27 protein-coding genes are annotated in these 26763 nt (G+C 60.5%); 24 read left to right on the top strand and 3 right to left on the bottom strand.

Features of this window, described 5'->3' with window-relative positions; translation table 11 throughout:
- The first annotated feature begins 61 nt into the window (after window positions 1–61).
- From secD to HNO86_RS01545, 3 genes are all read left to right on the top strand, one after another.
- Window positions 62–1930: a protein translocase subunit SecD gene (secD, locus tag HNO86_RS01555; protein ID WP_175375263.1), complete on the top strand. Its 1869-nt coding sequence runs from the start codon at window positions 62–64 to the stop codon at window positions 1928–1930.
- Between the two features lie 9 nt (window positions 1931–1939).
- The gene (secF, locus tag HNO86_RS01550) at window positions 1940–2854 is read left to right on the top strand and encodes a protein translocase subunit SecF (RefSeq protein ID WP_175375262.1); all 915 of its coding nucleotides are present in this window, start codon (window positions 1940–1942) and stop codon (window positions 2852–2854) included.
- A gap of 119 nt (window positions 2855–2973) precedes the next feature.
- Window positions 2974–3519, top strand: coding sequence for a glycine zipper 2TM domain-containing protein (locus tag HNO86_RS01545; RefSeq protein ID WP_175375261.1), 546 nt, complete (start codon window positions 2974–2976; stop codon window positions 3517–3519).
- A gap of 247 nt (window positions 3520–3766) precedes the next feature.
- On the opposite strand, the gene suhB is transcribed toward HNO86_RS01545, so the two are convergent.
- Window positions 3767–4585, bottom strand: a complete 819-nt coding sequence (gene suhB, locus HNO86_RS01540) for an inositol-phosphate phosphatase (RefSeq protein ID WP_085724358.1) — start codon at window positions 4583–4585, stop codon at window positions 3767–3769.
- A 146-nt stretch (window positions 4586–4731) separates the two neighbouring features.
- Here suhB and trmJ point away from each other — a divergent pair, with 146 nt between their 5' ends.
- The 21 genes from trmJ (at window position 4732) to HNO86_RS01435 (ending at window position 23651) form a co-directional block, all read left to right on the top strand.
- A complete protein-coding gene (gene trmJ, locus HNO86_RS01535; protein ID WP_175375260.1) occupies window positions 4732–5502 on the top strand; it encodes a tRNA (cytosine(32)/uridine(32)-2'-O)-methyltransferase TrmJ in 771 nt (256 codons plus the stop codon).
- A 2-nt stretch (window positions 5503–5504) separates the two neighbouring features.
- Window positions 5505–6281, top strand: coding sequence for a serine O-acetyltransferase (cysE, locus tag HNO86_RS01530; protein ID WP_175375259.1), 777 nt, complete (start codon window positions 5505–5507; stop codon window positions 6279–6281).
- Between the two features lie 230 nt (window positions 6282–6511).
- Entirely contained in the window at window positions 6512–7003 is a 492-nt protein-coding gene (gene iscR, locus HNO86_RS01525; protein ID WP_003227911.1) for a Fe-S cluster assembly transcriptional regulator IscR, read from the top strand.
- Between the two features lie 50 nt (window positions 7004–7053).
- Entirely contained in the window at window positions 7054–8268 is a 1215-nt protein-coding gene (locus tag HNO86_RS01520) for an IscS subfamily cysteine desulfurase (protein ID WP_175375258.1), read from the top strand.
- Window positions 8269–8350: 82 nt separating this feature from the next.
- Window positions 8351–8737 carry a Fe-S cluster assembly scaffold IscU gene (gene iscU, locus HNO86_RS01515; protein WP_007974006.1) on the top strand — a complete coding sequence of 129 codons (387 nt, stop codon included), beginning with the start codon at window positions 8351–8353 and terminating at the stop codon, window positions 8735–8737.
- 34 nt (window positions 8738–8771) lie between these two features.
- Entirely contained in the window at window positions 8772–9095 is a 324-nt protein-coding gene (gene iscA, locus HNO86_RS01510; RefSeq protein ID WP_110966490.1) for an iron-sulfur cluster assembly protein IscA, read from the top strand.
- A gap of 8 nt (window positions 9096–9103) precedes the next feature.
- Entirely contained in the window at window positions 9104–9625 is a 522-nt protein-coding gene (hscB, locus tag HNO86_RS01505; RefSeq protein WP_175375257.1) for a co-chaperone HscB, read from the top strand.
- A gap of 51 nt (window positions 9626–9676) precedes the next feature.
- Complete coding sequence (gene hscA / locus HNO86_RS01500) at window positions 9677–11539, top strand: Fe-S protein assembly chaperone HscA (protein ID WP_175375256.1); 1863 nt, start codon at window positions 9677–9679, stop codon at window positions 11537–11539.
- 2 nt (window positions 11540–11541) lie between these two features.
- Window positions 11542–11883 (top strand): ISC system 2Fe-2S type ferredoxin, encoded by a 342-nt coding sequence (gene fdx, locus HNO86_RS01495; RefSeq protein WP_175375255.1) that lies wholly within the window; start codon window positions 11542–11544, stop codon window positions 11881–11883.
- Between the two features lie 14 nt (window positions 11884–11897).
- Window positions 11898–12098: a Fe-S cluster assembly protein IscX gene (iscX, locus tag HNO86_RS01490; protein ID WP_175375254.1), complete on the top strand. Its 201-nt coding sequence runs from the start codon at window positions 11898–11900 to the stop codon at window positions 12096–12098.
- 88 nt (window positions 12099–12186) lie between these two features.
- Window positions 12187–12612: a nucleoside-diphosphate kinase gene (gene ndk / locus HNO86_RS01485; RefSeq protein WP_110966494.1), complete on the top strand. Its 426-nt coding sequence runs from the start codon at window positions 12187–12189 to the stop codon at window positions 12610–12612.
- 29 nt (window positions 12613–12641) lie between these two features.
- Complete coding sequence (gene rlmN / locus HNO86_RS01480) at window positions 12642–13787, top strand: 23S rRNA (adenine(2503)-C(2))-methyltransferase RlmN (RefSeq protein WP_175375253.1); 1146 nt, start codon at window positions 12642–12644, stop codon at window positions 13785–13787.
- Window positions 13788–13803: 16 nt separating this feature from the next.
- Window positions 13804–14562: a type IV pilus biogenesis/stability protein PilW gene (gene pilW, locus HNO86_RS01475; RefSeq protein ID WP_175375252.1), complete on the top strand. Its 759-nt coding sequence runs from the start codon at window positions 13804–13806 to the stop codon at window positions 14560–14562.
- Window positions 14562–15599 (top strand): RodZ domain-containing protein, encoded by a 1038-nt coding sequence (locus HNO86_RS01470; protein WP_175375251.1) that lies wholly within the window; start codon window positions 14562–14564, stop codon window positions 15597–15599. The genes pilW and HNO86_RS01470 overlap by 1 nt, the downstream gene beginning before the upstream one ends.
- A 3-nt stretch (window positions 15600–15602) precedes the next feature.
- Window positions 15603–16712, top strand: a complete 1110-nt coding sequence (ispG, locus tag HNO86_RS01465; protein ID WP_020795607.1) for a flavodoxin-dependent (E)-4-hydroxy-3-methylbut-2-enyl-diphosphate synthase — start codon at window positions 15603–15605, stop codon at window positions 16710–16712.
- A gap of 37 nt (window positions 16713–16749) precedes the next feature.
- Window positions 16750–18039: a histidine--tRNA ligase gene (gene hisS / locus HNO86_RS01460; protein ID WP_175375250.1), complete on the top strand. Its 1290-nt coding sequence runs from the start codon at window positions 16750–16752 to the stop codon at window positions 18037–18039.
- A 42-nt stretch (window positions 18040–18081) separates the two neighbouring features.
- Window positions 18082–18723: a tetratricopeptide repeat protein gene (locus HNO86_RS01455; protein ID WP_175375249.1), complete on the top strand. Its 642-nt coding sequence runs from the start codon at window positions 18082–18084 to the stop codon at window positions 18721–18723.
- Window positions 18716–19867 (top strand): outer membrane protein assembly factor BamB, encoded by a 1152-nt coding sequence (bamB, locus tag HNO86_RS01450; RefSeq protein ID WP_175375248.1) that lies wholly within the window; start codon window positions 18716–18718, stop codon window positions 19865–19867. Before HNO86_RS01455 ends, bamB begins: the two co-directional genes overlap by 8 nt.
- A 243-nt stretch (window positions 19868–20110) precedes the next feature.
- Window positions 20111–21580, top strand: a complete 1470-nt coding sequence (gene der / locus HNO86_RS01445; protein ID WP_175375247.1) for a ribosome biogenesis GTPase Der — start codon at window positions 20111–20113, stop codon at window positions 21578–21580.
- Between the two features lie 143 nt (window positions 21581–21723).
- On the top strand, window positions 21724–22872 hold the full coding sequence (locus HNO86_RS01440; protein ID WP_175375246.1) for a pyridoxal phosphate-dependent aminotransferase: 1149 nt from the start codon (window positions 21724–21726) through the stop codon (window positions 22870–22872).
- Window positions 22860–23651 carry an amidohydrolase gene (locus HNO86_RS01435; protein WP_175375245.1) on the top strand — a complete coding sequence of 264 codons (792 nt, stop codon included), beginning with the start codon at window positions 22860–22862 and terminating at the stop codon, window positions 23649–23651. The genes HNO86_RS01440 and HNO86_RS01435 overlap by 13 nt, the downstream gene beginning before the upstream one ends.
- Window positions 23652–23804: 153 nt before the next feature.
- Here the strand turns inward: HNO86_RS01435 and leuA are convergent, their stop codons facing one another.
- A complete protein-coding gene (gene leuA / locus HNO86_RS01430; RefSeq protein WP_175375244.1) occupies window positions 23805–25484 on the bottom strand; it encodes a 2-isopropylmalate synthase in 1680 nt (559 codons plus the stop codon).
- A gap of 456 nt (window positions 25485–25940) precedes the next feature.
- On the bottom strand, window positions 25941–26762 hold the full coding sequence (locus tag HNO86_RS01425) for a M23 family metallopeptidase (protein WP_175375243.1): 822 nt from the start codon (window positions 26760–26762) through the stop codon (window positions 25941–25943).
- Window position 26763: the final 1 nt, after the last annotated feature.

Genomic DNA, 26763 nt, shown 5'->3' with positions numbered 1-26763 from the left:
TCAACTTCATTCTCAATCGACGGGGCGCGCAAGGCGCCCCGCGTCATAAACGGGCGGCGTGATGCTGAACAAATATCCTCTGTGGAAATACATTCTGATCCTGGCGGTGCTGGCGATCGGTCTGATTTATTCCGCTCCCAATCTGTATCCCGATGACCCGGCCATTCAGGTCAGTGGCGCAAGCACTGCGCTGCAGGTCACCGAGGCCGATCTGGATCGCGTGAGCGCTGCGCTCAAGGCGTCCGGCATCGACGTCAAGGCGACTTCGCTGACGGCTGGCGGCAAGGGCGGTCTGGTTCGCCTGGTCAAGGCTGAAGACCAGTTGCCTGCCAAGGACGTCGTGCGCAAGGCGTTGGGCGATGACTACGTCGTTGCACTGAACCTGGCACAAACCACTCCGCAATGGCTGCGCAACCTGGCTGCGCACCCGATGAAGCTGGGTCTGGACTTGTCCGGTGGTGTGCACTTCCTGCTGGAAGTGGACATGGACAAAGCGCTCGATGCGCGCCTGAAAGTCTACGAAGGCGACGTCAAGAGCCTGCTGCGCAAAGAGAAAGTGCGCTATCGCAGCCTGCCGCAACTGGGCGGTGCCATTCAGCTGGGCTTCACTGACGAAGCGACCCGCGAACAGGCCCGCGCTCTGGTCCGCAAGAACTTCAACGATTTCGACATTGTTCCGGCCGACCTGAACGGTCAACCGGTGCTGCGTCTGGCGATGACCCCGGCCAAGCTGGCGGAAATCCGCGAATACTCCATCAAGCAGAACTTGACCACGGTACGTAACCGCGTCAACGAACTGGGTGTTGCCGAACCGATCGTCCAGCGTCAGGGCGCCAACCGCATCGTGGTTGAGCTGCCGGGCGTGCAGGACACCGCAGAAGCCAAGCGTATCCTGGGTAAGACGGCCAACCTGGAGTTCCGTCTGGCTGCAGAGCCTGGTGCTTCGAAAGCCACTTCCGAAACCTTCGAATTCCGTGAAGGCAAGCGTCCGCCGGCACAGATCGAGCGTGGCCTGATCATCACCGGTGACCAGGTGACTGACGCCAAGGCCGGCTTCGGCGAGCACGGCACGCCAGAAGTGAACATCCGTCTGGATGGCCACGGTGGCGAGCTGATGAGCCGCGCGACCCGTTCGAACGTGGGCCGCAGCATGGCGGTGATCTTCATCGAACAGCGTCCGATCACCACTTACACCAAGCAAGTGGTCGATGGCGTCGAGAAAGACGTGGCGGTGCAGTCGTTCAAGGAAGAGAAGAAGATCATCAGCCTGGCGACCATTCAGTCGCCGCTGGGTGCTCAATTCCGTATCACTGGCCTGAACGGCCAGGGCGAATCGTCGGAACTGGCGCTGCTGCTGCGTGCCGGTGGTCTGGCCGCTCCGATGTACTTTGCTGAAGAACGCACCATCGGCCCGAGCCTGGGTGCGGACAACATCACCAAGGGTATCGATGCTTCGCTGTGGGGCATGCTGTTCGTCTCGCTGTTCATCATCGCCATCTACCGCTTCTTCGGCATCATCGCCACCGTCGCTCTGGCGGTGAACATGGTGATGCTGCTGGCCCTGATGTCGCTGCTGGGTGCGACCCTGACCCTGCCGGGTATCGCCGGTATCGTGTTGACCATGGGTATGGCGGTCGACGCCAACGTACTGATCTTCTCGCGTATCCGTGAAGAGATTGCCGCGGGCATGACCGTACAGCGCGCCATCAACGAAGGCTTCAGCCGGGCATTCACCGCGATTCTCGACGCCAACCTGACCACCTTGCTGGTGGGCGGCATCCTGTTCGCCATGGGTACCGGTCCCGTGAAGGGCTTTGCGGTAACCATGTCCCTCGGGGTTCTGACTTCGATGTTCACGGCCATCATGGTCACCCGCGCGATGGTCAACCTGATCTTCGGCGGTCGTGACTTCAAGAAGTTGTGGATTTAAGGGGCTGCCATGTTACGTACAATCAATTTCATGGGCGTCCGCAACTTCGCGTTCGGCGTCACGTTGTTCCTGACCGCACTGGCGCTGTTCAGTGTGTTCCACAAGGGCATGAACTGGGGTCTGGACTTCACCGGCGGTACGCTCATCGAGCTGACCTACGAGCGTCCGGCCGATGTTACCAAGGTGCGTGAGCAGCTGGTGACCGCCGGTTATCACGAAGCCATCGTGCAGAACTTCGGTGCGACTACCGATCTGCTGGTGCGTATGCCGGGTGAAGATCCACAGTTGGGCCATCAGGTAGCCGATGCGCTGCAGAAAGTCGGCGGCGAGAACCCGGCGACGGTCAAGCGCGTCGAGTTCGTGGGCCCGCAGGTGGGTGAAGAACTGCGCGACCAGGGCGGCCTCGGCATGCTGATGGCGCTGGGCGGCATCCTGATCTACCTGGCGTTCCGCTTTCAGTGGAAATTCGCCGTCGGTGCGATCGTCTCCCTGATCCACGACGTGATCGTGACCATCGGTATCCTGTCGTTCTTCCAGGTCACCTTCGACCTGACGGTGCTGGCGGCGGTACTGGCGATCATCGGTTACTCGCTCAACGACACCATCGTGGTATTCGACCGGGTTCGTGAGAACTTCCGCGTACTGCGCAAGGCCAGCCTGATCGAGAACATCAACATCTCGACCACTCAGACCCTGCTGCGGACCATCGCGACTTCGGTGTCCACGTTGCTGGCAATCGCCGCACTGCTGTTCTTCGGTGGCGACAACCTGCACGGCTTCTCCCTGGCGCTGCTGGTGGGTGTATTGGCGGGTACTTACTCGTCGATCTACATCGCCAACGTAGTGCTGATCTGGTTGAACCTGAGCACTGAAGACCTGATTCCTCCGGCTAACACCGAGAAGGAAATCGACGACCGTCCTTGAGTGAAATTTCTCTCAGCGATGTAGTCCAAGAAGGCGCGAGTTGAACTCGCGCCTTTTTTTATGCTCCAAGGCTGGGAGAAGCGCGGGCGCGTCCCGCATGAGATGGTCAGGAGGTTCATGTGAACAAGTCGATGCTGGTTGGTGCTGTACTGGGTGCTGTCGGTGTCACTGCCGGGGGTGCTGTGGCCACCTACAGCCTGGTTAAAGATAACGGTCCGCAGTACGCGCAAGTACTTGCTGTTGAGCCGGTCAAGACGCAAATCAAGACTCCACGTGAAGTATGCAAGGATGTAACCGTCACCCGGCAGGCGCCGGTCAAAGATCAACACCAGATCGCCGGTACGGTAGTCGGCGCGCTGGCAGGTGGTTTGCTGGGTAACCAGATCGGCGGCGGTACCGGCAAGAAAATTGCCACGGTTGCCGGTGCGGTCGGCGGTGGTTACGCCGGTAACAAGGTTCAGGAGGGCATGCAGGAGCGTGACACCTACACCACGACGCAGACCCGTTGTAATACGGTGAACGACATCAGCGACAAGGTGGTGGGTTACGACGTGCGGTACTCGCTGGATGGCAAAGAGGGGAAAGTGCGAATGGATCGCGATCCGGGGAATCAGATTCCTGTGGATAAGGAAGGTAGGTTGATCCTGTCGCAAGCGCAGCAGTGATTGGCTTGAGATAGCTGTAAAGAAAAGCACCCTTCGGGGTGCTTTTTTTGTACCCCGGGAACACCGTAAACACCTGTGGGAGCGGGCTTGCCCGCGATGGCGGTATTAACTGTGCCAGATGTGGTGGCTGACCCACTGCTATCGCTGGCAAGCCAGCTCCCACAGGAATCGAGGGGGTGGTGGGATGGCAATTCACAGGCATAAAAAAAAGCACCCCGAAGGGTGCTTTTTTGGGTCGCTGTGCAGCTTAGCGCTTCAGCGAAGCCGGCAGGTGCGGCTGGATGGCCGTCAGGACTGCCTTGAAGCATTTGGTGTTGCCGGCAACGACGTGGCCTTTTTCGAGGAAGTCGTGACCGCCGGTGAAGTCGCTCACCAGGCCGCCGGCTTCTTGAATCAGCAGGGCGCCTGCTGCCATGTCCCATTCGGACAGGCCCGATTCCCAGAACGCATCGAAACGACCAGCGGCTACATAGGCCAGGTCCAGGCTGGCGGAGCCGGCGCGGCGGATGCCGGCGGTCTGGCCAACCAGGGCGCGGAACATGCCCAGGTAGTTGTCGAGGTTGTCCATCTGGTCGTCACGGAACGGGAAACCGGTACCCAGCAGGGCGCCGTCCAGGCTGGTGCGGCCGCTGACGCGCAGGCGACGACCGTTCAGTTGGGCGCCACGGCCACGGCTGGCGGTGAATTCTTCCTGGCGAACCGGGTCCAGAACAACGGCGTGTTCCAGGCGACCGCGGTATTTGCAGGCGATGCTGACAGCGAAGTGAGGGATGCCGCGCAGGAAGTTGGTGGTGCCATCAAGTGGGTCGATGATCCACAGGTATTCTTCGCCTTCGATCCCGGTGCCGGCGTGCAGGCCAGTCTCTTCACCCATGATCGAGTGGTTCGGGTACGCCTTGCGCAGGGCGTCGATGATTTTCTGTTCGGCGGCGCGATCCACCTCGGATACGTAATCCTTGGCGTCTTTTTCGTCAACCTTGATGGTGTCCAGGCGCTCGATGGAGCGGAAGATCAATTCACTGGCGGCGCGGGCGGCGCGCAGCGCGATATTCAGCATTGGCTGCATGGATGTGTCACCTAAGGTTGTTAAAGAAAGCCGAGCATTCTATCAGAAAGTTTCTACAGGAGAAGGACGACGTTCGCTTTCATGGCTTAACGGTAGGATGAGTTGTAAGATCCCGCTCCCGATTATCGTGTTCGAGAGCGCCTCCCTTGCTGCAAAACATTCGTGTCGTCCTGGTCAATACCAGCCATCCGGGCAATATCGGCGGTACTGCGCGCGCCATGAAAAACATGGGGCTGTCGCGGTTGGTGCTGGTCGATCCTCGCGTGTTCCCGCACCACGAGGCCGATGCCCGTGCATCCGGTGCCGGGGATATCCTTGAAAAAGCGCAAGTCGTCGCCACCTTGGAAGATGCCCTGGTCGGCTGCAACCTGGTGCTGGGCACCAGTGCCCGCGACCGTCGCATCCCCTGGCCTTTGCTTGATCCTCGCGAGTGCGGGACGAAAGTGGTCGAGGAAGCCGGACAGGGCGCGGAAATCGCGCTGGTGTTCGGTCGCGAAGACTCCGGCCTGACCAACGAAGAGCTGCAGCGATGTCACTATCACGTGCACATCCCCTCCGATCCGACGTTCAGTTCGCTGAACCTTGGGGCGGCGGTGCAGGTGTTGAGCTATGAAGTGCGCATGTCCTGGCTCGCGGCCCAAGGCCAGCCGAGCAAGGTCGAGAAGGAAGAAGTGGCATCGGTCAAAAGCACGGAGCTGGCGACCATGGACGAGTTGGAGCGATTCTATGAGCACCTGGAGCAGACCCTGGTGGCCATCGAGTTCCTCGATCCGGAAAAACCACGGCACTTGATGGCGCGCCTGCGCCGGTTGTACGGACGCAGCTCGGTCAGCCGGGCGGAAATGAATATTTTGCGTGGCATCCTCACGGAAACCCAAAAAGCGGCCCGTGGTGAGCTTATAAAGCGGAAGGATTAATGATGTTCGAGCGTTTGCGAGAAGATATCCAAAGCGTTTTCCACCGTGACCCGGCGGCGCGCAATGCGTTTGAAGTGCTGACCTGCTATCCGGGCATGCATGCCATCTGGATCCATCGTCTGTCTTCGGTGCTATGGAAATCCGACCTGAAATGGCTGGCGCGGCTGGTGTCGAACTTCGGTCGCTGGCTGACCGGGATCGAGATTCACCCCGGTGCCAAGGTCGGTCGACGCTTCTTCATCGACCATGGCATGGGCATCGTCATTGGCGAAACCGCTGAAATCGGCGACGACGTGACCATTTATCAGGGCGTGACCCTGGGCGGCACCAGCTGGAACAAAGGCAAGCGTCACCCGACCCTGGAAGATGGCGTGGTCGTGGGTGCGGGCGCCAAGGTGCTTGGCCCGTTTACCGTTGGTGCCGGGGCCAAGGTCGGTTCCAATGCCGTGGTGACCAAAGCGGTGCCGGCCGGGGCTACGGTGGTTGGCATTCCGGGGCGGATCATCGTCAAGCCTGATGAAGAGCAGGACGCCAAGCGCAAGGCCATGGCCGAGAAGATCGGCTTCGATGCCTACGGCGTCAGCGAGGACATGCCGGACCCGGTGGCTCGCGCCATCAACCAATTGCTCGATCACCTGCAGGCCGTTGATGGCCGTCTGGAGGGGATGTGCGGGGCGTTGAAGGATCTGGGCAGTAATTACTGTGCCAAGGATCTGCCTGAGCTGCGTGAAGAAGTCTTTGCGTGCGTGAAGGACAAAGACGAAACCAAAGCCGGATAAAGCCCCGTGCAGGAGCTGCCGAAGGCTGCGCCTGCACGGATTGCGTTCGTGTCTGCGTCGCAATCAGGCAGGTAGGCAGCGCCAAGCGGTGTGCCATTAAGCCGCAGACCCTGCTATCATTCGCGCGCTCTTTTGCGGGTAAACCTGACTAAAGTACTAGGTCTTATAGTTGACTTAAATACTCGGGAATCGCATACTCGCACCCATTCCGAACTCCGTGGTAACTGTCCATGCGACTGACTACAAAAGGCCGATACGCCGTGACCGCCATGCTTGACCTGGCGTTGCACGCGCAGCACGGGCCTGTGTCTTTGGCCGATATCTCCGAGCGCCAAGGCATCTCCCTGTCTTATCTCGAGCAGCTCTTCGCCAAATTGCGTCGTAGCAATCTGGTGTCCAGCGTTCGTGGTCCAGGCGGCGGCTACCAGCTGTCTCGCGATATGCAAGGTATCCAGGTCGCCCAGGTGATCGATGCGGTGAACGAATCGGTCGACGCCACCAAATGCCAGGGCCAGGGCGATTGCCATTCCGGTGACACCTGTCTGACCCACCACTTGTGGTGCGATCTGAGCCTGCAGATTCACGAATTTCTGAGCGGTATCAGCTTGGCTGACCTTGTCACTCGCCGTGAGGTGCAAGAAGTAGCCCAGCGCCAGGATCAACGCCGTTGCAACAGCAAGGCGCCACGCCTGGACAAGATTGAAGCGTCCGCCGTCGAATGACAGCCACAGAGCTAACGGGGCGCCAGCCAGCCTGATTTAGGAGATAGTCCATGAAATTGCCGATTTACCTTGATTACTCTGCGACCACCCCGGTTGATCCGCGTGTCGCGCAAAAGATGAGTGAATGCCTGCTGGTCGACGGAAACTTCGGTAACCCGGCGTCCCGTTCCCACGTGTTTGGCTGGAAAGCCGAAGAGTCCGTCGAAAACGCCCGTCGTCAGGTGGCCGACCTGGTCAACGCCGACCCGCGCGAAATCGTCTGGACCTCCGGTGCCACCGAATCCGACAACCTGGCAATCAAGGGTGCGGCACATTTCTACGCCACCAAAGGCAAGCACCTGATCACCACCAAGATCGAACACAAGGCTGTCCTCGACACCATGCGCCAACTGGAGCGCGAAGGTTTCGAAGTGACCTACATCGAGCCTCGTGAAGACGGTCTGGTCACCCCAGAGATGGTTGAAGCCGCTCTGCGCGACGACACCATCCTCGTATCGATCATGCACGTGAACAACGAGATCGGTACTGTCAACGACATCGCCGCCATCGGCGAGTTGACCCGCTCCAAAGGCATCCTTTTCCATGTTGACGCCGCTCAGTCCACCGGCAAGGTCGAGATCGACCTGCAGAAACTGAAAGTCGACATGATGTCCTTCTCCGCTCACAAGACCTACGGCCCTAAAGGCATCGGCGCGCTGTACGTGAGCCGCAAGCCTCGCGTGCGCATCGAAGCGACCATGCACGGCGGCGGTCACGAGCGCGGCATGCGTTCGGGCACCCTGGCGACTCACCAGATCGTCGGCATGGGCGAAGCCTTCCGCGTAGCCAAGGAAGACATGGCTGCCGAGAACGTGCGCATCAAGGCCTTGAGCGATCGTTTCTACAAGCAGGTCGAGCACCTGGAAGAGCTGTACGTCAACGGCAGCCTGACCGCCCGCGTTCCGCACAATCTGAACCTGAGCTTCAACTACGTTGAAGGCGAGTCGCTGATCATGGCCCTCAAGGATCTGGCGGTTTCGTCCGGTTCGGCCTGCACCTCGGCGTCCCTCGAGCCTTCGTACGTACTGCGTGCCCTGGGCCGCAACGACGAACTGGCACACAGCTCGATCCGCTTCACCTTCGGCCGTTTCACCACCGAAGAAGAGATCGACTACGCCGCGCAGAAAGTCTGCGAGGCCGTTACCAAGCTGCGCGCTCTGTCGCCGCTGTGGGACATGTACAAAGACGGTGTCGACATTTCGAAAATCGAGTGGGCGGCACACTGATTTCAAGTCGCCGCGAACCGGCCCCGAGGCTCAGGCCCCGGGGTTCAAAGAGCGACTCTCTGATGAGTGAGGATTAAGAATCATGGCTTACAGCGAAAAGGTCATCGACCACTACGAAAACCCGCGCAACGTCGGCAAGATGGACGCGGAAGATCCTGATGTCGGCACCGGCATGGTCGGCGCGCCGGCTTGCGGCGACGTCATGCGCCTGCAGATCAAGGTCAACGACGCCGGCATCATCGAAGATGCCAAGTTCAAGACCTACGGCTGCGGTTCCGCCATCGCTTCCAGCTCCCTGGCCACCGAGTGGATGAAGGGCAAGACGCTGGACGAGGCAGAAACCATCAAGAACACTCAGCTGGCTGAAGAACTGGCCCTGCCGCCAGTGAAAATTCACTGCTCCGTACTCGCCGAAGACGCCATCAAGGCCGCTGTTCGCGACTACAAGCAGAAGAAAGGCTTGATCTGACTTTCAAGATTTGGCGACGAGTAAGGAGTCAACGATGGCTATCAGCATGACAGAAGCGGCAGCGCGGCACGTGCGTCGCTCCCTCGACGGGCGCGGCAAGGGCGAGGGGATTCGTCTGGGTGTTCGCACCACAGGCTGCTCCGGCCTCGCCTACGTGCTGGAGTTCGTCGACGAGTTGGCTGCGGAGGACCAGGTGTTCGAGAGTCACGGCGAGAAAGTGATCATCGATCCGAAAAGCCTGACCTACCTGGACGGCACCGAGCTCGACTTCGTCAAGGAAGGGTTGAACGAAGGCTTCAAGTTCAACAACCCCAACGTGCGCGGTGAATGTGGCTGCGGCGAAAGCTTCAACATCTGAGGCTGGTCGTGGGTACTCCTTGTCATTTCGCTTTATTCGAGCTGAAACCGGGTTTCGACCTGGATCTTGATCAGCTGGCTTCGCGCTACCGTGAGTTGGCGCGCAGCGTTCACCCGGACCGCTTCGCTGACGCCACCGAGCGTGAGCAGCGGCTGGCGCTGGAACAATCCGCGAGCCTCAACGAGGCCTACCAGACGCTCAAAAGTCCCCCCAAGCGCGCGCGTTATCTGCTCGCCTTGAGTGGTGGCGAGCTGCCGCTGGAGGTCACGGTGCATGATCCGGAGTTTCTTCTGCAACAGATGGAGTTGCGCGAAGAGCTCGAAGACCTGCAGGACAGTGCCGACCTGTCGGGTGTCGCCGCGTTCAAGCGCCGCCTCAAGGCTGCCCAGGAAGAGCTGAACCAGAGCTTTGCCGCTTGCTGGAACGATGCCGCGCACCGCGAGCGCGCCGAGCGCCTGATGCGACGCATGCAGTTCCTCGACAAGCTGACCTACGAAGTGCGCCAGTTAGAAGAGCGCCTCGACGATTAACCCAGTGCCGCTCCGGTCGCACGCCTGATATACAGATAAGACCTGATAACGATGGCTCTACTGCAGATCGCCGAACCCGGCCAAAGTCCTCAACCGCACCAGCGTCGCCTGGCCGTGGGGATCGACTTGGGCACTACCAATTCGCTGGTCGCTGCCTTGCGCAGCGGTCTTTCCGAGCCGCTGGCCGACGCAGAAGGGCGGGTGATCCTGCCGTCTGCCGTGCGCTACCACGCCGATCGCGTCGAAGTGGGCGAATCGGCCAAGCTGGCTGCCTCCACCGATCCTCTGAACACCGTGCTGTCGGTCAAGCGCCTGATGGGTCGTGGTCTGTCCGACGTCAAGCAATTGGGCGAGCAACTGCCGTACCGCTTCGTCGGCGGCGAGTCGCACATGCCGTTCATCGACACGATCCAGGGCCCGAAAAGCCCGGTCGAAGTCTCTGCCGATATCCTCAAGGTCCTGCGTCAGCGTGCCGAAGCCACCCTGGGCGGTGAGCTGGTGGGCGCGGTGATCACCGTTCCTGCCTATTTCGACGACGCTCAGCGCCAGGCCACCAAGGACGCCGCCAAACTGGCCGGCCTCAACGTGCTGCGCCTGCTCAACGAGCCGACCGCTGCCGCCGTGGCTTACGGTCTGGATCAGCACGCCGAAGGCCTGGTTGCCATCTACGACCTGGGCGGCGGTACTTTCGATATTTCGATTCTGCGCCTGACCGGCGGTGTGTTCGAAGTGCTGGCCACCGGTGGCGACAGCGCCCTGGGCGGTGATGACTTCGACCATGCGATCGCGGGCTGGATCATCGAGAGCGCCGGTCTGTCCGCCGACCTCGATCCGGGTGCGCAACGCAATCTGCTGCAAACCGCCTGTGCAGCCAAGGAAGCGCTGACCAACGCTGCGTCCGTTGAAGTCGTCTATGGCGACTGGAAAGCCGAGCTGACCCGAGAAGCCTTCAATGAACTGATCGAGCCGATGATCGCTCGTAGCCTCAAAGCCTGCCGCCGCGCCGTGCGTGACTCCGGCGTCGAACTGGAAGAGGTCCATGCGGTGGTCATGGTCGGTGGTTCGACCCGCGTGCCGCGTGTTCGCGAAGCCGTCGCCGAAGCCTTCGGTCGTCAGCCGCTGACTGAAATCGACCCGGATCAAGTGGTGGCCATCGGGGCCGCGATCCAGGCCGATACCCTGGCCGGCAACAAGCGTGACGGCGAAGAACTGCTGCTGCTCGACGTGATTCCGCTGTCCCTGGGGCTGGAAACCATGGGTGGCCTGATGGAGAAGGTGATCCCGCGCAACACCACCATCCCCGTCGCTCGCGCCCAGGATTTCACCACTTACAAAGACGGCCAGTCGGCCATGGCCATCCACGTATTGCAGGGCGAACGCGAGCTGATCAGCGACTGCCGCTCCCTGGCGCGCTTCGAATTGCGCGGCATTCCGTCGATGGTGGCCGGTGCCGCGAAAATTCGCGTGACCTTCCAGGTCGATGCCGACGGTCTGCTGAGCGTTTCCGCTCGCGAACTGGGTTCGGGCGTCGAGGCCAGCATTCAGGTCAAGCCGTCCTATGGTCTGACCGACGGCGAAATCGCCCGGATGCTCAAGGACTCCTTCGAATACGCCAACGACGACAAGGTTGCCCGCGTACTGCGCGAACAACAGGTCGACGCCCAGCGTCTGGTCGAGGCGGTGCAGGCTGCCCTGGAAGTCGACGGCGACCGCCTGCTCGATGCCGAAGAGCGCATGGTCATCGACATGCAGGTCCAGGAACTGACCGAACTGATGAAAGGTACCGATGGTTACGCCATCGAGCAGCAGACCAAGCGTCTGTCGCAAGTGACCGATGCCTTTGCTGCCCGCCGCATGGACTCGACGGTGAAAGCCGCGTTGGCCGGGCGCAACCTGAATGAGATTGAGGAATAACGATGCCGCAGGTCATTTTTCTGCCACACGAAAAGTTTTGCCCGGAAGGCATGGTCGTGGAGGCTGAGACCGGTACGTCCATCCTCGAACTGGCTCACGAGTACCATATCGAGATGGAAAGTGCCTGTGGCGGCGTCTGCGCCTGCACCACCTGTCACTGCATCATCCGCGAGGGTTTCGACTCGCTGGAAGAGGCCGACGAGCTGGAAGAGGACTATCTTGACAAGGCTTGGGGCCTGGAAGCCCAGTCGCGCCTGGCCTGTCAGGCCAAGGTCGGCACAGAAGACCTGACCGTCGAAATTCCGAAGTACTCGCTCAACCACGCAGCCGAAGCGCCGCACTGATTCAAGGAATTGTCATGAGTCTCATGTGGACTGATGTACTGGAGATCGCAATCCAGCTGGCTGAATCCAAGCCCGATGTAGACCCTATGTCGGTCAACTTCGTCGATCTGCGCAAGTGGGTGATGGAATTGCCCGAGTTCGGCGACAAGCCTGAGCATTGTGGCGAGAAAATCCTGGAGGCCATTCAGGCCCACTGGATCGCTGAACGCGACTGAGCCACGCCGCAGGTTAGGCAATACCCGAGAACCCGCGTATAATTCGCGGGTTTAATTTTTCGCACATTACCGTTTCTGGAGTTACACCATGGCTGTTCAACGTACTTTCTCCATCATCAAGCCTGACGCCGTTGCCAAAAACGTGATCGGCAAGATCACCACCCGTTTCGAAGACGCTGGCCTGCGCATCGTCGCTTCGAAAATCAAGCAACTGTCCAAAGCCGAAGCCGAAGGTTTCTACGCTGAGCACAAAGAGCGTGGTTTCTTCGGTGATCTGGTTGCCTTCATGACTTCCGGTCCGGTTGTCGTTCAGGTTCTGGAAGGTGAAAACGCTATCGCTCGCAACCGTGAGCTGATGGGCGCTACCAACCCTAAAGAAGCTGCTGCCGGCACCATCCGTGCTGACTTCGCTGAATCCATCGACGCCAACGCCGTACACGGTTCGGACTCCGAAGCCGCTGCTGCTCGCGAAATCGCATACTTCTTCGCAGCTACTGAAGTAACCACTCGCTAAGCATTGGCTTAAGAGTGGAAGGTGAATCCATGACTACATCGACTGTTAAAACCAACCTGCTGGGTCTCACCCAGTCGGAAATGGAAAAATTCTTCGACTCAATCGGGGAGAAGCGTTTCCGTGCCGGTCAGGTAATGAAATGGATTCACCACTTTGGCGTCGATGATTTCGACGCCATGACGAACGTCAGCAAGGCCTTGCGCGAAAAGCTCAAGGCCGTTGCTGAAGTTCGCGGCCCCGAAGTGGTCAGCGAGGACATTTCCAGCGACGGTACCCGTAAATGGGTCGTGCGCGTGGCGTCCGGCAGCTGCGTCGAGACCGTGTTCATTCCCCAGGGCAAACGCGGCACCTTGTGCGTTTCGTCCCAGGCAGGCTGTGCCCTGGACTGCAGTTTCTGCTCCACCGGCAAGCAAGGCTTCAATAGCAACCTCACCGCCGCCGAAGTCATCGGCCAGGTGTGGATTGCCAACAAATCCTTTGGCAGCGTTCCGGCGACCGTCGACCGTGCCATCACCAACGTGGTGATGATGGGCATGGGTGAGCCGCTGCTGAACTTCGACAACGTCATTGCCGCCATGCATCTGATGATGGATGACCTGGGCTACGGCATTTCCAAGCGCCGCGTGACCCTGTCCACTTCGGGCGTGGTGCCGATGATCGATGAGCTGGCCAAGCACATCGACGTCTCCCTGGCGTTGTCCCTGCACGCACCCAATGACGCATTGCGTAACCAATTGGTGCCGATCAACAAGAAGTATCCGCTTAAGATGCTGCTCGAATCGTGCCAGCGCTACATGTCGTCCCTGGGCGAAAAACGCGTGCTGACCATCGAGTACACCTTGTTGAAAGACGTGAACGACAAGGTCGAGCATGCGGTCGAAATGATCGAATTGCTGAAAAACATCCCGTGCAAGATCAACCTGATCCCCTTCAACCCGTTCCCGCACTCCGGGTACGAGCGGCCGAGCAACAACGCCATTCGTCGGTTCCAGGATCAGCTGCATCACGCCGGTTTCAACGTCACCGTCCGCACCACCCGTGGTGAAGACATCGACGCCGCTTGTGGTCAATTGGTGGGGCAGGTGATGGATCGCACCCGTCGCAGCGAACGTTATATCGCCGTGCGCGAGTTGAGCGCCGACAACGATATGGCCGTGAACGCCGCGAACAAGTAAACAAGAGAGGATCTCTATGTCCCTGCGCTTTGCGCTGCTTTTGTTATTGGCCAGCCTGTGTGCTGGCTGTGTTCTTTCGGGCGACTACAACCCGATGAAGACCAGCAAGGGCCGCGATGAAGCGCGTGAGGCATATGTGCAGTTGGGCATCGGTTACCTGCAGCAGGGCATGACCGAGCGGGCAAAGGTGCCGTTGAAGAAGGCGCTGGAGCTGGATGATTCGGACGCGGATGCCAATGCGGCGCTGGCGCTGGTGTTCCAGGCCGAGCTTGAGCCTGAGCTGGCCGACCAGCATTTTCGCAAGGCACTGTCCTCCCGTCCCGCCGATGCGCGAATCCTCAATAACTACGGCAGTTTTCTTTTCGAGCAGAAACGTTACAAGGAAGCCTACGAGCGCTTTGAGCAGGCCGCTGCCGATACCCTGTATCCTGAGCGTTCGCGAGTGTTCGAGAACCTCGGCATGACCGCTGCGATGATGGGCCAGCGCGATCTGGCGCAGCAGCAGCTGGAAAAAGCCCTGCGTTTGAATCGACAACAGCCACGCGCGTTGCTGGAAATGGCTGAGTTGTCTTACGAAGACAGGCATTATGTGCCCGCGCGTGACTACTACGATCGTTTCAGCCTGCTTGCCGAGCAAAATGCACGTAGTCTATTGCTCGGCGTTCGGCTGGCAAAAGTGTTTGAAGATCGCGACAAGGCCGCCAGTTATGGCCTGCAACTAAAACGACTCTATCCGGGTACACCGGAATATCAGCAATACCTGTCGGAGCAATGATGAAAGCGGCGCATCCCGAAGTTGTAGCAGCGAATCGCGTTAACCCCGGTGAGACCTTGCGCCAGGCCCGCGAAAGCAATGGCTGGTCGCTGGCCGAAGTGGCCCTCAAGCTCAACCTCACCGTCAATTCCCTGAGTAATCTGGAAGCCGGCGCTTTCGACAAGCTGCCGGGGCATACCTTCGCCCGCGGTTATATTCGCGCCTACGCCAAATTGCTCGGCATGGACCAGGCCGTTCTGGTTCAGCAGTTCGACCAGACCACCGGCACCGACTCCCAGGGCAGCAACGTTCAAGGCCTGGGTCGCATCGAAGAGCCGGTTCGGGTTTCCCACACTATCTTGCGTCTTGTCAGCCTGTTGCTGCTGGTGGCCGTCATCGGCGGTGGTTTCGTCTGGTGGCAGGATCAGACCGCGATGCGCAAACAGGAGCTGACCAGCCTCAGCCCTGAGCACGTCGAAGTCGAAGGCGCCGACGGCACCACACAGATTCATCCGCTGGACGAGCCTGAAGATCAGGCTGTAGCAGAAGGTCAGGTGGATAACTCGACGGCCCTGGCATTGCCACAGGCCGAGACTTCCGCTGAAGCACCGGCAGAAGCGCCAGCCACCGCACCGGCAGCGCCAGCCGCACCGGCACCGGCGCCTGCTGCTCCGGTACACAACGCACCTGCGGTCGCTGCAACGCCGGCAACACCCGCTCCGGCGGCGCCTGCCGTTCCTGCTCCGACCGTTACCGCTCCGGTCGCTCCAGCGCCAGCGGCTGCTCCGGTTGTTCCGGCAGCAGCGCCGGCCGTCGGCCAGGGACAGGTTCAAGTGCAGTTCACCGCCGATTGCTGGACGCAAGTCACCGACGGTGGCGGCAAGGTGCTGTTCAGCGGTCTCAAGCGCAAAGGCGACAGCCTTTCCGTCAACGGCAAACCACCGTTCGCCGTCCGACTGGGCTATGCCCGTGGCGCGCAGGTCAGCTACAACGGCCAGGCGGTCGATGTTGCTCCGTTCACCAGTGGCGAGACTGCTCGCCTGAAGTTGGGTCAATAAGTCATGCACGGCGAATCTCCAATCAAACGTCGCGAGTCGCGCAAGATCTGGGTCGGGAATGTGCCTGTCGGTGGCGATGCACCTATCGCCGTGCAGAGCATGACCAACAGCGATACCAATGATGTTGCCGCCACCGTCGCGCAGATCAATCGGCTGGAAGCGGCCGGCGTCGATATCGTTCGCGTGTCCGTACCGGACATGGACGCCGCCGAGGCCTTCGGCAAGATCAAGCAACTGGTCAAGGTGCCCCTGGTTGCCGACATCCATTTCGACTACCGCATCGCATTGCGCGTGGCCGAGCTGGGCGTTGACTGCCTGCGCATCAACCCGGGCAATATCGGCCGCGAAGATCGCGTGCGCGCCGTGGTCGATGCCGCCCGTGACCGCGGGATCCCGATCCGCATCGGCGTCAACGCCGGTTCCCTGGAAAAAGACCTGCAAAAGAAATACGGCGAGCCGACCCCGGCGGCGCTGGTCGAATCCGCGCTGCGTCACGTCGAGCACCTCGAACGCCTGAACTTCCAGGACTTCAAGGTCAGCGTGAAGGCTTCCGATGTGTTCATGGCGGTCGAGGCGTATCGCCTGCTGGCCAAGGAAATCGTCCAGCCGTTGCACCTGGGCATCACCGAAGCCGGCGGTTTGCGTTCAGGCACGGTGAAATCCGCGGTGGGCCTCGGTATGCTGCTCGCCGAAGGGATTGGCGATACTATTCGCATCTCGTTGGCGGCCGACCCGGTCGAGGAAGTGAAAGTCGGCTACGACATTCTCAAGTCCCTGCACCTGCGCTCCCGTGGCATCAACTTCATCGCCTGCCCGAGCTGCTCGCGGCAGAACTTCGACGTGGTCAAGACCATGAACGAGCTGGAAGGGCGCCTCGAAGACCTGCTGGTGCCGCTGGATGTTGCGGTCATCGGTTGCGTGGTCAACGGCCCGGGTGAAGCCAAGGAAGCTCATATCGGCTTGACCGGTGGCACGCCAAACCTGATTTACATCGACGGCAAGCCGTCGCAGAAACTGACGAATGACAATCTGGTGGATGAGCTTGAACGCTTGATCCGCGAGAAAGCGGCCGAAAAGGTCGAAGCCGACGCCGCCGTGATTGCGCGTGGCTGAGTCCGACTCTAGAGCCGAACGAATTTAAGGACCGATAGTGAGCAAGTCTCTGCAAGCCATTCGTGGCATGAACGACATCCTGCCCGAACAGACCCCCCTGTGGCGTCACTTCGAAGGCACCGTTTCGCGCCTGCTGGATAACTACGGTTACAAGCAGATCCGTATGCCGATCGTCGAGTTCACCGAGCTGTTCAAGCGCTCCATCGGTGAAGTGACCGACATCGTCGAAAAAGAGATGTACACCTTCGAAGACCGCAACGGCGACTCCCTGACCCTGCGCCCTGAAGGCACCGCGGCCTGCGTGCGTGCCGTGCTCGAGCACGGCATCACCGGTGGTGGCCAGGTGCAGAAACTCTGGTACATCGGCCCGATGTTCCGCCACGAGCGCCCGCAGAAAGGCCGTTATCGCCAGTTCCACCAGATCGGTGTCGAGGTGTTCAACCTCGATGGTCCGGACATCGATGCCGAGCTGATCGTGCTGACCTGGCGCCTGTGGGGTGAGCTGGGCATCCGCGATGCGGTCAAGCTCGAGCTCAACAGCCTGGGCACCAGCGAATCCCGCGGCCGTTACCGTGAAGCGCTGGTCGCGTTCCTGTCGCAACACATGGACAAGCTGGACGAAGACAGCCAGCGCCGCCTGAAGACCAATCCGCTGCGTGTACTGGACACCAAGAACGCCGATACCCAGGCGATCCTGGTCGATGCGCCGAAGATGGCCGACTACCTGGACGAAGAATCCCGCGCGCACTTCGAGGGCCTCAAGGCTCGCCTGGACGCTGCCGGCATTCCTTACGTCATCAACCCGAAGCTGGTTCGCGGGTTGGACTACTACAGCAAGACCGTTTTCGAGTGGGTCACCGACAAGCTCGGCGCCCAGGGCACCGTGTGTGCCGGTGGTCGCTACGACGGCCTGGTCGAGCAGATGGGCGGCAAGCCGACTGCCGGCGTGGGCTTCGCCATGGGTATCGAGCGTCTGGTATTGCTGCTCGAAACCCTGGAGCAGATCCCGGAAGAGATTTCCCGTCAGGTCGACGTCTACCTCTGCGCCTTCGGCGAAGAGGCCGAGCTGGCAGGCCTGGCACTGGCCGAGCGTGTACGTGACCAGTTGCCCAACCTGCGCCTGCAAGTGAATGCCGGCGCCGGCAGTTTCAAAAGCCAGTTCAAGAAAGCCGACAAGAGCGGTGCGCTGTATGCGCTGATCCTCGGTGACGACGAGATGGCCCAGCAAGTGGTAGGTTTCAAACCCCTGCGTGGCCAGGGCGAACAACAAAGCATTGCCTGGGATGCGCTTGCTGCACACCTGGCCACCTGCGTCGTGCAGGGTTGAAGCTGTCTTAAACAGCCGAATTAGCGATTAAGGAGTATTGGGGTGTCGAGTACCGAAGACGAACAGCTGGCGGATTTGAAGGAATGGTGGTCACGCAACGGCAAGCCCCTGGTCACCGGCGGCCTGTTGGCGCTGGTCATCGTATTCGGCTGGCAGGCGTTCCAGAAGTATCAGAGCAACCAGTCGCAAGGCGCCTCGATGCTCTATCAGCAATTGCTGGAAACCACGCTGACGCCTGACGGCAAGCCGGATGCGGCCCGTGTGTCGGACCTGGCCGGCAAGCTCAACAGCGAATTCGCCGGCAGCGCCTACGCCCAGTACGGCAGCCTGTTCGTGGCGAAAGTCGCCGTCGACAGCGGCAAGCTGGACGACGCGGCCACCGAACTGAAAGCCATCACGGCAAAGCCTGCCAACGCAGCATTGGGCGAAATCGCCCGTCAGCGCCTGGCTCAGGTGCTGGCCGCGCAGAACAAGGTCGATGAGGCCCTGAAACTGCTCGAAGGCGATGCCGACAAGGCATTCCTGGCTACTCGTGAAGAACTCAAGGGCGACCTGCTGGTTCAGCTGGGTCGTACCGATGAAGCGCACGCGGCCTATCAAAAAGCCAAGGCGGCACTGTCGGATGAAGCGGCGGTCGGTGGCTTGCAAATCAAGCTGGACGATCTGGCCAAAGGGGATGCGTGACGTGATTCGTTGGAAACATGCAGCATTGCTGGCTCTGGCCATTCTGGCCGCGGGTTGCAGCAGCAACAGCAAGAAAGAACTGCCGCCGGCCGAATTGACCGATTTCAAGGAAGAAGTGGTTCTGCAGAAACAGTGGAGTCGTTCGATCGGTGACGGTCAGGGCGAAACCTACAACATGCTGGTTCCGGCGATTGATGGCGACACCATCTACGCCGCCGACGTGACCGGTGTGGTGATGGCGCTGGATCGCAGCAACGGCGACGTGAAGTGGAAGAAAGATCTCGAACTGCCTGTCTCCGGTGCCGTTGGCGTCGGTTACGGTCTGCTGACGATTGGTACGCTCAAGGGTGAAATCGTTGCCCTGGACGCCATCAACGGCGAAGAGAAATGGCGCGCTCGCGTGTCCAGCGAAGTCCTCGCGCCACCGGCCAACAACGGTGACGTGGTGGTGGTTCAGACCCAGGACGATCGTCTGATCGGTCTGGATGCCGCTACCGGCAACCAGCGCTGGCTGTATGACAACACGCCTGCCGTACTGACCCTGCGCGGTACCAGTGCGCCGATCGTCACCAACCGCCTGGCGGTGGCTGGTTTCTCGACCGGTAAAGTGGTCGCACTCGACATTTCCAACGGCGTGCCGGTGTGGGAACAGCGTGTAGCGATCCCGCAAGGTCGTTCGGAGCTGGAGCGTGTGGTCGACATCGATGGCGGTCTGCTGCTGTCGGGCGAAACCATCTATGTCGCCAGCTACCAGGGTCGCGTCGCGGCACTGGACCTGCAGAGCGGTCGTCAGCTGTGGCAGCGTGATGCTTCCAGCTACGCCGGTGTCGCCCAGGGTTTCGGCAGCGTTTACGTGAGCCTGTCTTCGGGCACCGTTGAAGGCGTCGATGAGCGTTCCACCACTGCCCTGTGGAGCAACGATGCGCTGGCCCGCCGTCAACTGTCGGCTCCGGAAGTGTTCTCCAGCTACGTTGCAGTGGGTGACCTGGAAGGTTACCTGCACCTGCTCAGTCAGGTAGACGGCCGTTTCGTCGGCCGTGAGCGCATCGACAGCGATGGCCTGCGTGCCCGTCCGCTGGTGGTGGGCGACACGATTTATGTGTATGGCAACAGCGGCAAACTGGAAGCCCTGACCATCAAGTAACAACTATGCTTGGGGTGGATACCCCAGGCGGCTACACCGGGCGGTATGAATGAATCTGTAGGAGCGAGTTTGCTCGCGATGGAGGTTAACGATGACGTTGGCTTCCAGAAAGAACGCGGTGTTCATGCGTTCATCGCGAGCAAGCTCGCTCCTGCAGGAATACGCCCGGGAAAGCCCTCGAGCACCAGCCGCTGCCCACGCAGCGGCTTTTGTATTTTCTGAAATAACGAAGTGGAGAGCCGCATGGTTCCCGTAATCGCCCTGGTGGGTCGACCGAACGTCGGCAAGTCCACCTTGTTCAACCGCCTGACCCGATCTCGTGACGCCATCGTTGGCGACCTGTCCGGTCTGACCCGTGATCGCCAGTACGGTGAGGCCAAGTGGCAAGGGCGTTCCTACATTCTGATCGACACCGGCGGTATCTCCGGTGACGAGCATGGTATGGACGAAAAAATGGCCGAGCAGTCGCTGCTGGCCATCGAAGAAGCGGATGTCGTTCTGTTCCTGGTGGACGCCAAGGCGGGTTTCACCGCCGCCGACCAGATGATCGCCGAGCATTTGCGCAAGCGTAACAAGCGTTCCCACGTGGTCGCCAACAAGGTCGACAACATCGACCCTGAAATGGCCCGTGCCGAATTCGCCCCGCTGGGCATGGGCGACGCGATCCCGATCGCCGGCGCCCACGGTCGTGGTATCACTCAGCTGCTGGAAACCGCGCTGAGCGACTTCCCGAAAGATGAAGAAGAGCCGGAAGAGGGCGAGGAAGAGGAAGTTGCCGAAGGCGAAGAAGCCAAGCGCATTCCTGGTCCGAGCGAGAAAGACGGGATCAAGATCGCCATCATCGGCCGTCCGAACGTCGGCAAGTCGACGCTGGTCAACCGCATGCTCGGTGAAGAGCGCGTCATCGTTTATGACCAGCCCGGCACCACCCGCGACAGTATCTACATCCCGTTCGAGCGTAACGAAGAGAAGTACACGCTGATCGACACCGCCGGTGTGCGCAAGCGCGGCAAGATCCACGAAGAAGTCGAAAAGTTCTCCGTGGTCAAAACCCTGCAGGCGATCAAAGACGCCAACGTGGTGATCTTCGTGATGGACGCCCGCGAAGGCGTGGTGGATCACGACCTCAACCTGCTGGGCTTTGCCCTGGAAGCCGGTCGTGCCATGGTCATCGCGCTCAACAAGTGGGACGGCATGACCCCGGGCGAGCGTGACTACGTGAAGACCGAGCTGGAGCGCCGGCTGTTCTTCGTCGACTTCGCCGACATTCACTTCATCTCGGCGTTGCACGGCACCGGCGTGGGCAACCTCTACGGCTCGGTACAGAACTCGTTCAAGTCGGCGGTAACCCGCTGGCCGACCAGCCGCCTGACCCAGATCCTCGAAGACGCCGTCAGCGAGCACCAGCCGCCGATGGTCAACGGTCGCCGGATCAAGCTGCGTTACGCCCACCTGGGTGGCGCGAACCCGCCGATCATCGTGATTCACGGTAACCAGATCGAGAAGGTGCCGAAGTCTTACGTGCGTTACCTGGAAAACACTTACCGTCGTGTGCTCAAGCTGGTCGGTACGCCGATCCGCATCGAGTTCAAGGGCGGCGAGAACCCGTACGAAGGCAACAAGAACACGCTGACCGACCGCCAGGTCAACAAGAAGCGTCGCTTGATGTCGCACCACAAGAAGGCTGAGAAGAAGCGCCGCGACAAGAAATAGACGCAGCGCTCAGCGGCAAGCTTCAAGCTGCAAGTCAAAGCGCAAGGGCCCTGTCAGGGCCCTTTTTTGTGGGTGGGACTTTGATGCTTGACCGCTTGCAGCCTGTCGCTTGAAACTTGAAGCTCACCGTCAGGGGCCCACCGATGATCACCAGTAAGTTGCCGAATGTCGGCATCACCATCTTCACTCAGATGTCTCAGCTCGCGGCGCAGACCGGGGCGATCAATCTGTCCCAGGGTTTCCCCGATTTCGATGCACCGCAGGCGCTGTGCGATGCGGTCGGCCGGCATATTGCCCAAGGCCACAACCAGTATTCCCCGATGACCGGCTTGCCGCTGCTGCGTCAGCAGGTGGCGGCGAAGATCGCCCGCAGCTATGGCGTCGGCGTCGATGCCGATCATGAAGTGACCATCACCCCCGGCGCCACCCAGGCGATCTTCTGCGCGATCCAGGCCGTTATCCACAGCGGTGACGAAGTGATCGTGTTCGACCCGTCCTACGACAGCTATGAGCCGTCGGTGGAGCTGGCCGGCGGTCGTTGCGTGCATGTGCAACTGGGGCTGGACGATTTCTCCATCGACTTCGAGAAGCTGGCCGCGGCCATTACGCCGCGCACCCGGATGATCGTGCTCAATACCCCGCATAACCCCAGTGGCGCGCTGATCAGCCGTGCGGAGCTGGATCAGTTGGCGGACCTGATTCGTGGTCGCGACATCTATCTGGTGAGCGATGAAGTCTACGAACACCTGGTGTTCGACGGCGTGCCCCACGTCAGCGTGCTGAATCACGAAGAGCTGTATCAGCGCGCCTTCGTGGTCAGCTCGTTCGGCAAGACCTATCACGTCACCGGCTGGAAAACCGGCTACGTGGTCGCGTCGCCGGCCCTCACGGCAGAGCTGCGCAAGGTGCACCAGTACGTGAGTTTCTGCGGTGTGACCCCGCTGCAATTCGCCCTGGCCGATTTCATGGCCGAACACCCGGAGCACATCGACGAGTTGCCCGGCTTCTATCAGGCCAAACGTGACCTGTTCTGCGATTTGCTGGCGCCGTCGCGCTTCAGTTTCACCCGGGTCGCCGGCACTTACTTCCAGCTGGTCGACTACTCGCAGATCCGCCCGGATCTGAATGACGTCGAAATGGCCCTGTGGATGACCCGCGAACATGGCGTGGCGAGCATCCCGATCTCGGTGTTCTACCAGACGCCACCCGAAGGCCAGCGCCTGGTGCGCCTGTGCTTTGCCAAACGCCAGGAGACCCTGCGTGAAGCAGCGGAAAAACTATGCGTGATTTGAGTGCCTTGCCGAAATTGACCGTTGCGCTGGTCCAGACAACCTTGGCCTGGCATGACCGCCAGGCCAACCTGGCGCATTTCGAACCGCTGCTGGAACAGGCTCGCGGGGCTGACCTGATCATCCTGCCGGAGATGTTCACCACCGGCTTCTCAATGGAGTCCGAGGCGTTGGCCGAGGCGGAGAACGGTCCGACCAGCAAGTGGCTGCGGGCCCAGGCGGCGAGGCTCGATGCGGTGATCACCGGTAGCGTGATCGTCCAGGCCGCCGACGGCAGCCACCGCAATCGCCTGCTGTGGGCGCGGCCGGATGGCGAGGTGCTGCACTACGACAAGCGCCACCTGTTCCGCATGGCCGGCGAGCACAACCACTACACCCCCGGCGAGCGTCAGGTGCAGTTCGAGCTCAAGGGCTGGCGGGTGCGGCCGCTGATCTGCTACGACCTGCGATTCCCGGTCTGGAGCCGTGATGCCCAGGACACCGACCTGCTGCTGTACACCGCCAACTGGCCGGGTGCACGGCGCCAGCACTGGAACCGTCTGCTGCCGGCGCGGGCGATTGAAAACCTGTGTTATGTGGCGGCGGTGAATCGTGTCGGCACGGACGGGAAAGGCTTTGCCTACACCGGCGACAGTCAGGTGCTGGACTTCCAGGGCGAGACCTTGCTCAGTGCGGGGGAGGCGGATGGAGTGTTCAAGGTGGTGCTCGATGCGGCGGAGCTGCAGGCGTATCGCACCAGGTTTCCGGCGAATCTGGATGCCGATACCTTCGAATTCACCTGAGATTCTGAACAGCTTTAAAAGATCGCAGCCTTTGGCAGCTCCTGCAGGGGAACGCGTACTCCTTTAGGAGCTGCCGAAGGCTGCGATCTTTTGATCTTCAAACAAAAAGGCCCCGAGGTTCACACCCCGGGGCCTTTTGCATGGCAGTGAGCTTTACGCCGCTTTGGCTTCCGGCTGGCTCAGCGAGCGGTTCAGCGCGCTGAACAGGGCCTTGAAGCTGGCGGTGGTGATGTTTTCGTCGATGCCGACGCCGTGCACCGCACGCTCACCATTCACACGCAGTTCAATGTAGGCGGCTGCCTTGGCATTGGTGCCCGCGCCGATGGCGTGCTCGTTGTAGTCCATGATTTCCACCGGAACCGGCAGGCCGGCCACCAGGGCTTCCAGGGCGCCGTTGCCCTTGCCGCGCCAGTGCAGGTTGGTTTCGCCCTGGCCTTGGCTGGCGACCTCCACTTCGACGGCGCTGTGGCCGTTTTCTTCCTGCAGGCGGTGGCTGACCAGCGCGTAAGGCGCGTTGGCTTGCAGGTATTCGCTGTGCAGCAGGGCGTGGATCTGCTGGGCGGTCATTTCCAGGCCCAGGCGATCGGTTTCACGCTGCACGACCTGGCTGAACTCGATCTGCATGCGACGCGGCAGGCTGATGCCGTATTCCTGCTCCAGCAGGTAGGCGATACCGCCCTTGCCCGACTGGCTGTTGACGCGGATCACCGCCTCGTAGCTGCGGCCGATGTCGGCCGGGTCGATCGGCAGGTACGGCACTTCCCACAATGCATCCGGTTTCTGCTGGGCGAAGCCCTTGCGGATCGCATCCTGGTGGGAGCCGGAGAACGCGGTGTGAACCAGATCGCCGACGTACGGGTGACGTGGGTGCACCTGGATCTGGTTGCACTCTTCGACGACCTTGCGCACGCCGTCGATGTCGGAGAAGTCCAGCCCAGGGTTCAGGCCCTGGGTGTACATGTTCAGTGCCACGGTCACCAGGTCGACGTTACCGGTACGCTCGCCGTTGCCGAACAGGCAGCCTTCGACGCGGTCGGCGCCGGCCATCAGGCCCAGCTCGGTGGCGGCAACGCCGGTGCCACGGTCGTTGTGGGTGTGCAGGCTGATGATCACGCTGTCACGACGGTTGATGTGGCGGCTGAACCATTCGATCTGGTCGGCGTAGATGTTCGGGGTCGCGCATTCCACGGTGGCCGGCAGGTTGAGGATGATCTTGCGCTCGGGCGTCGGGTTCCAGACCTCGATCACCGCGTCGCAGACTTCCTTGGCGACTTCCAGTTCGGTGGCACTGAAGGTTTCCGGGGAGTACTGGAAGGTCCACTCGGTTTCAGGTTGCTGGGCGGCATATTTGACGAACAGCTTGGCCGCGTTCACGGCAATTTCCTTGACCCCGTTCACATCCTGGTTGAAGACAATGCGGCGGAAAGAAGGCGACGTGGCGTTGTACAGGTGAACGATGGCTTTTTTCGCGCCACGCAGGGATTCGAAAGTACGTGCGATCAAGTCTTCACGTGCCTGGGTCAATACCTGGATGGTGGTGTCGTCGGGGATATGACCGTCTTCGATCAGGGTGCGGACGAAGTCGAAATCGGTTTGCGAAGCGGACGGGAAGGAGGCTTCGATTTCTTTCACGCCGACCTGCACGAGGGTTTTCCAGAAGCGCAGCTTCTTCGCCGAGTCCATCGGTTCGATCAGCGACTGGTTGCCGTCACGCAGGTCGGAGCTGCACCAGATCGGGGCGGCGGTGATGGTTTTCGACGGCCAGGTGCGATCCGGAAGATTGATGGTCGCGAACGGGCGGTATTTCGAAGACGGGTCTTTGAGCATGCTCATGGGGAAATCCTTATTGTGTGGGCCGAAAAAAGGCGGCCTGCCGGTGGATCAATGTTCTGGATAACGCGTGAGACGAGGTGCCGCGATTCAGCCTGGCAGTCGTGCGCTGACAAGGCACAAGCTGCGATGCTGACGGAGCTGGATGAGGGTGTGAGAGGTTTTCATGCCTTCAACCCTAACCTTGAGGGGGGAGGATGGCAAGCAGTCAGAAAAAATTGGGAGAAGTTCTGCTTTTGCTGTGATTGTCGCGATTTGATCGCGCATTTCGGGGTGTGGGGCGTGAATGATTGCGCCGATGATTGAGCGTCAGCAATTGAAATTCGGTGGTGAGGCTGCCGGCCTCTTCGCGGGCAGCCCGCTCCCACAGTGGCTGGAGGTGACAGAGATTTCGTGTACACCAAAGCACCCTGTGGGAGCGGGCTTGCCCGCGAAGAGGCCCTCAGCCACACCGCAAAATTAGGGTTGGAAAGCCCCAATGAAAATCGCCGGATCCACCCGCGCATCATTCAGGCTGACATTCCAGTGCATGTGCGGCCCCGTCGCCCGACCGGTCGCGCCGACCTTGCCCACCACCGCACCGCGCGCCAGTTGCTGGCCGACCTTCACATCGATTTTCGACATATGGCAGAACATGCTGATGAAGCCCTGACCATGGTCGACGAACACCGTGTTGCCATTGAAGAAGTAATTGCCGATCAGGATCACCTTGCCCGCGGCCGGGGTCTTGATCGGGGTGCCGGCAGGCACGGCGAAATCCAGCCCCGAGTGAGGATTGCGTTCTTCACCGTTGAAGTAACGACGTACACCGAACTTGCTCGACAGCGGCCCGTTGACCGGTTTGTCCAGCAACAGGTTGCTCGGCGTATTCGGGCTGAAGGTGCGGTAGGCGGCAATCTGCTCGGCCAGCTCGCGTTCGATGCGCTTGAGGTTGTCCTGGTCCGGATTGACCTGCTGGGTGTTTTTCAGGGTGATGCGCTGTTCCGGGTATTTCTTGCTGCCGACGGTGAAACCCAGGGTGCGGCCGCCGCTGCTGATGGACTGCGCCCCCGGCTTGACCGTCAGTGGCACGCCGACAATCGCCAGCCAGTTGTTCTGCTCCTTGACCACCAGTACCGGTTTGCCCTGATAGCTGGCTTTCGGGGCCTGCGCGGCGCTGCCCAGATCCACCACGGCCACGCCGCCGGGCACCGGTTTGTTCAGCAGGCGCGTGATGTAGCTATCGGCGTGGGCATTGAGCGTCAGGCACAACAAGAGAAGCGAAGCTAAAAAGCGTGGCATG

Source organism: Pseudomonas sp. C1C7 (genome assembly GCF_013359595.1).
In the GTDB taxonomy this organism is placed as follows: Bacteria; Pseudomonadota; Gammaproteobacteria; order Pseudomonadales; family Pseudomonadaceae; genus Aquipseudomonas.
This window is presented reverse-complemented; position numbering and strand designations above follow the sequence as displayed.

Coding starts and splice junctions, on each gene's coding strand:
- HNO86_RS01425 (WP_175375243.1), bottom strand. CDS start 26,762: ATGCCACGCTTTTTAGCTTCGCTTCTCTTGTTGTGCCTGACGCTCAAT.
- fdx (WP_175375255.1), top strand. CDS start 11,542: ATGCCGCAGGTCATTTTTCTGCCACACGAAAAGTTTTGCCCGGAAGGC.
- HNO86_RS01520 (WP_175375258.1), top strand. CDS start 7,054: ATGAAATTGCCGATTTACCTTGATTACTCTGCGACCACCCCGGTTGAT.
- HNO86_RS01440 (WP_175375246.1), top strand. CDS start 21,724: ATGATCACCAGTAAGTTGCCGAATGTCGGCATCACCATCTTCACTCAG.
- leuA (WP_175375244.1), bottom strand. CDS start 25,484: ATGAGCATGCTCAAAGACCCGTCTTCGAAATACCGCCCGTTCGCGACC.
- cysE (WP_175375259.1), top strand. CDS start 5,505: ATGTTCGAGCGTTTGCGAGAAGATATCCAAAGCGTTTTCCACCGTGAC.
- secF (WP_175375262.1), top strand. CDS start 1,940: ATGTTACGTACAATCAATTTCATGGGCGTCCGCAACTTCGCGTTCGGC.
- iscR (WP_003227911.1), top strand. CDS start 6,512: ATGCGACTGACTACAAAAGGCCGATACGCCGTGACCGCCATGCTTGAC.
- secD (WP_175375263.1), top strand. CDS start 62: ATGCTGAACAAATATCCTCTGTGGAAATACATTCTGATCCTGGCGGTG.
- HNO86_RS01435 (WP_175375245.1), top strand. CDS start 22,860: ATGCGTGATTTGAGTGCCTTGCCGAAATTGACCGTTGCGCTGGTCCAG.
- iscX (WP_175375254.1), top strand. CDS start 11,898: ATGAGTCTCATGTGGACTGATGTACTGGAGATCGCAATCCAGCTGGCT.
- HNO86_RS01470 (WP_175375251.1), top strand. CDS start 14,562: ATGAAAGCGGCGCATCCCGAAGTTGTAGCAGCGAATCGCGTTAACCCC.
- suhB (WP_085724358.1), bottom strand. CDS start 4,585: ATGCAGCCAATGCTGAATATCGCGCTGCGCGCCGCCCGCGCCGCCAGT.
- iscU (WP_007974006.1), top strand. CDS start 8,351: ATGGCTTACAGCGAAAAGGTCATCGACCACTACGAAAACCCGCGCAAC.
- der (WP_175375247.1), top strand. CDS start 20,111: ATGGTTCCCGTAATCGCCCTGGTGGGTCGACCGAACGTCGGCAAGTCC.
- bamB (WP_175375248.1), top strand. CDS start 18,716: ATGCGTGACGTGATTCGTTGGAAACATGCAGCATTGCTGGCTCTGGCC.
- ispG (WP_020795607.1), top strand. CDS start 15,603: ATGCACGGCGAATCTCCAATCAAACGTCGCGAGTCGCGCAAGATCTGG.
- iscA (WP_110966490.1), top strand. CDS start 8,772: ATGGCTATCAGCATGACAGAAGCGGCAGCGCGGCACGTGCGTCGCTCC.
- pilW (WP_175375252.1), top strand. CDS start 13,804: ATGTCCCTGCGCTTTGCGCTGCTTTTGTTATTGGCCAGCCTGTGTGCT.
- rlmN (WP_175375253.1), top strand. CDS start 12,642: ATGACTACATCGACTGTTAAAACCAACCTGCTGGGTCTCACCCAGTCG.
- ndk (WP_110966494.1), top strand. CDS start 12,187: ATGGCTGTTCAACGTACTTTCTCCATCATCAAGCCTGACGCCGTTGCC.
- hscA (WP_175375256.1), top strand. CDS start 9,677: ATGGCTCTACTGCAGATCGCCGAACCCGGCCAAAGTCCTCAACCGCAC.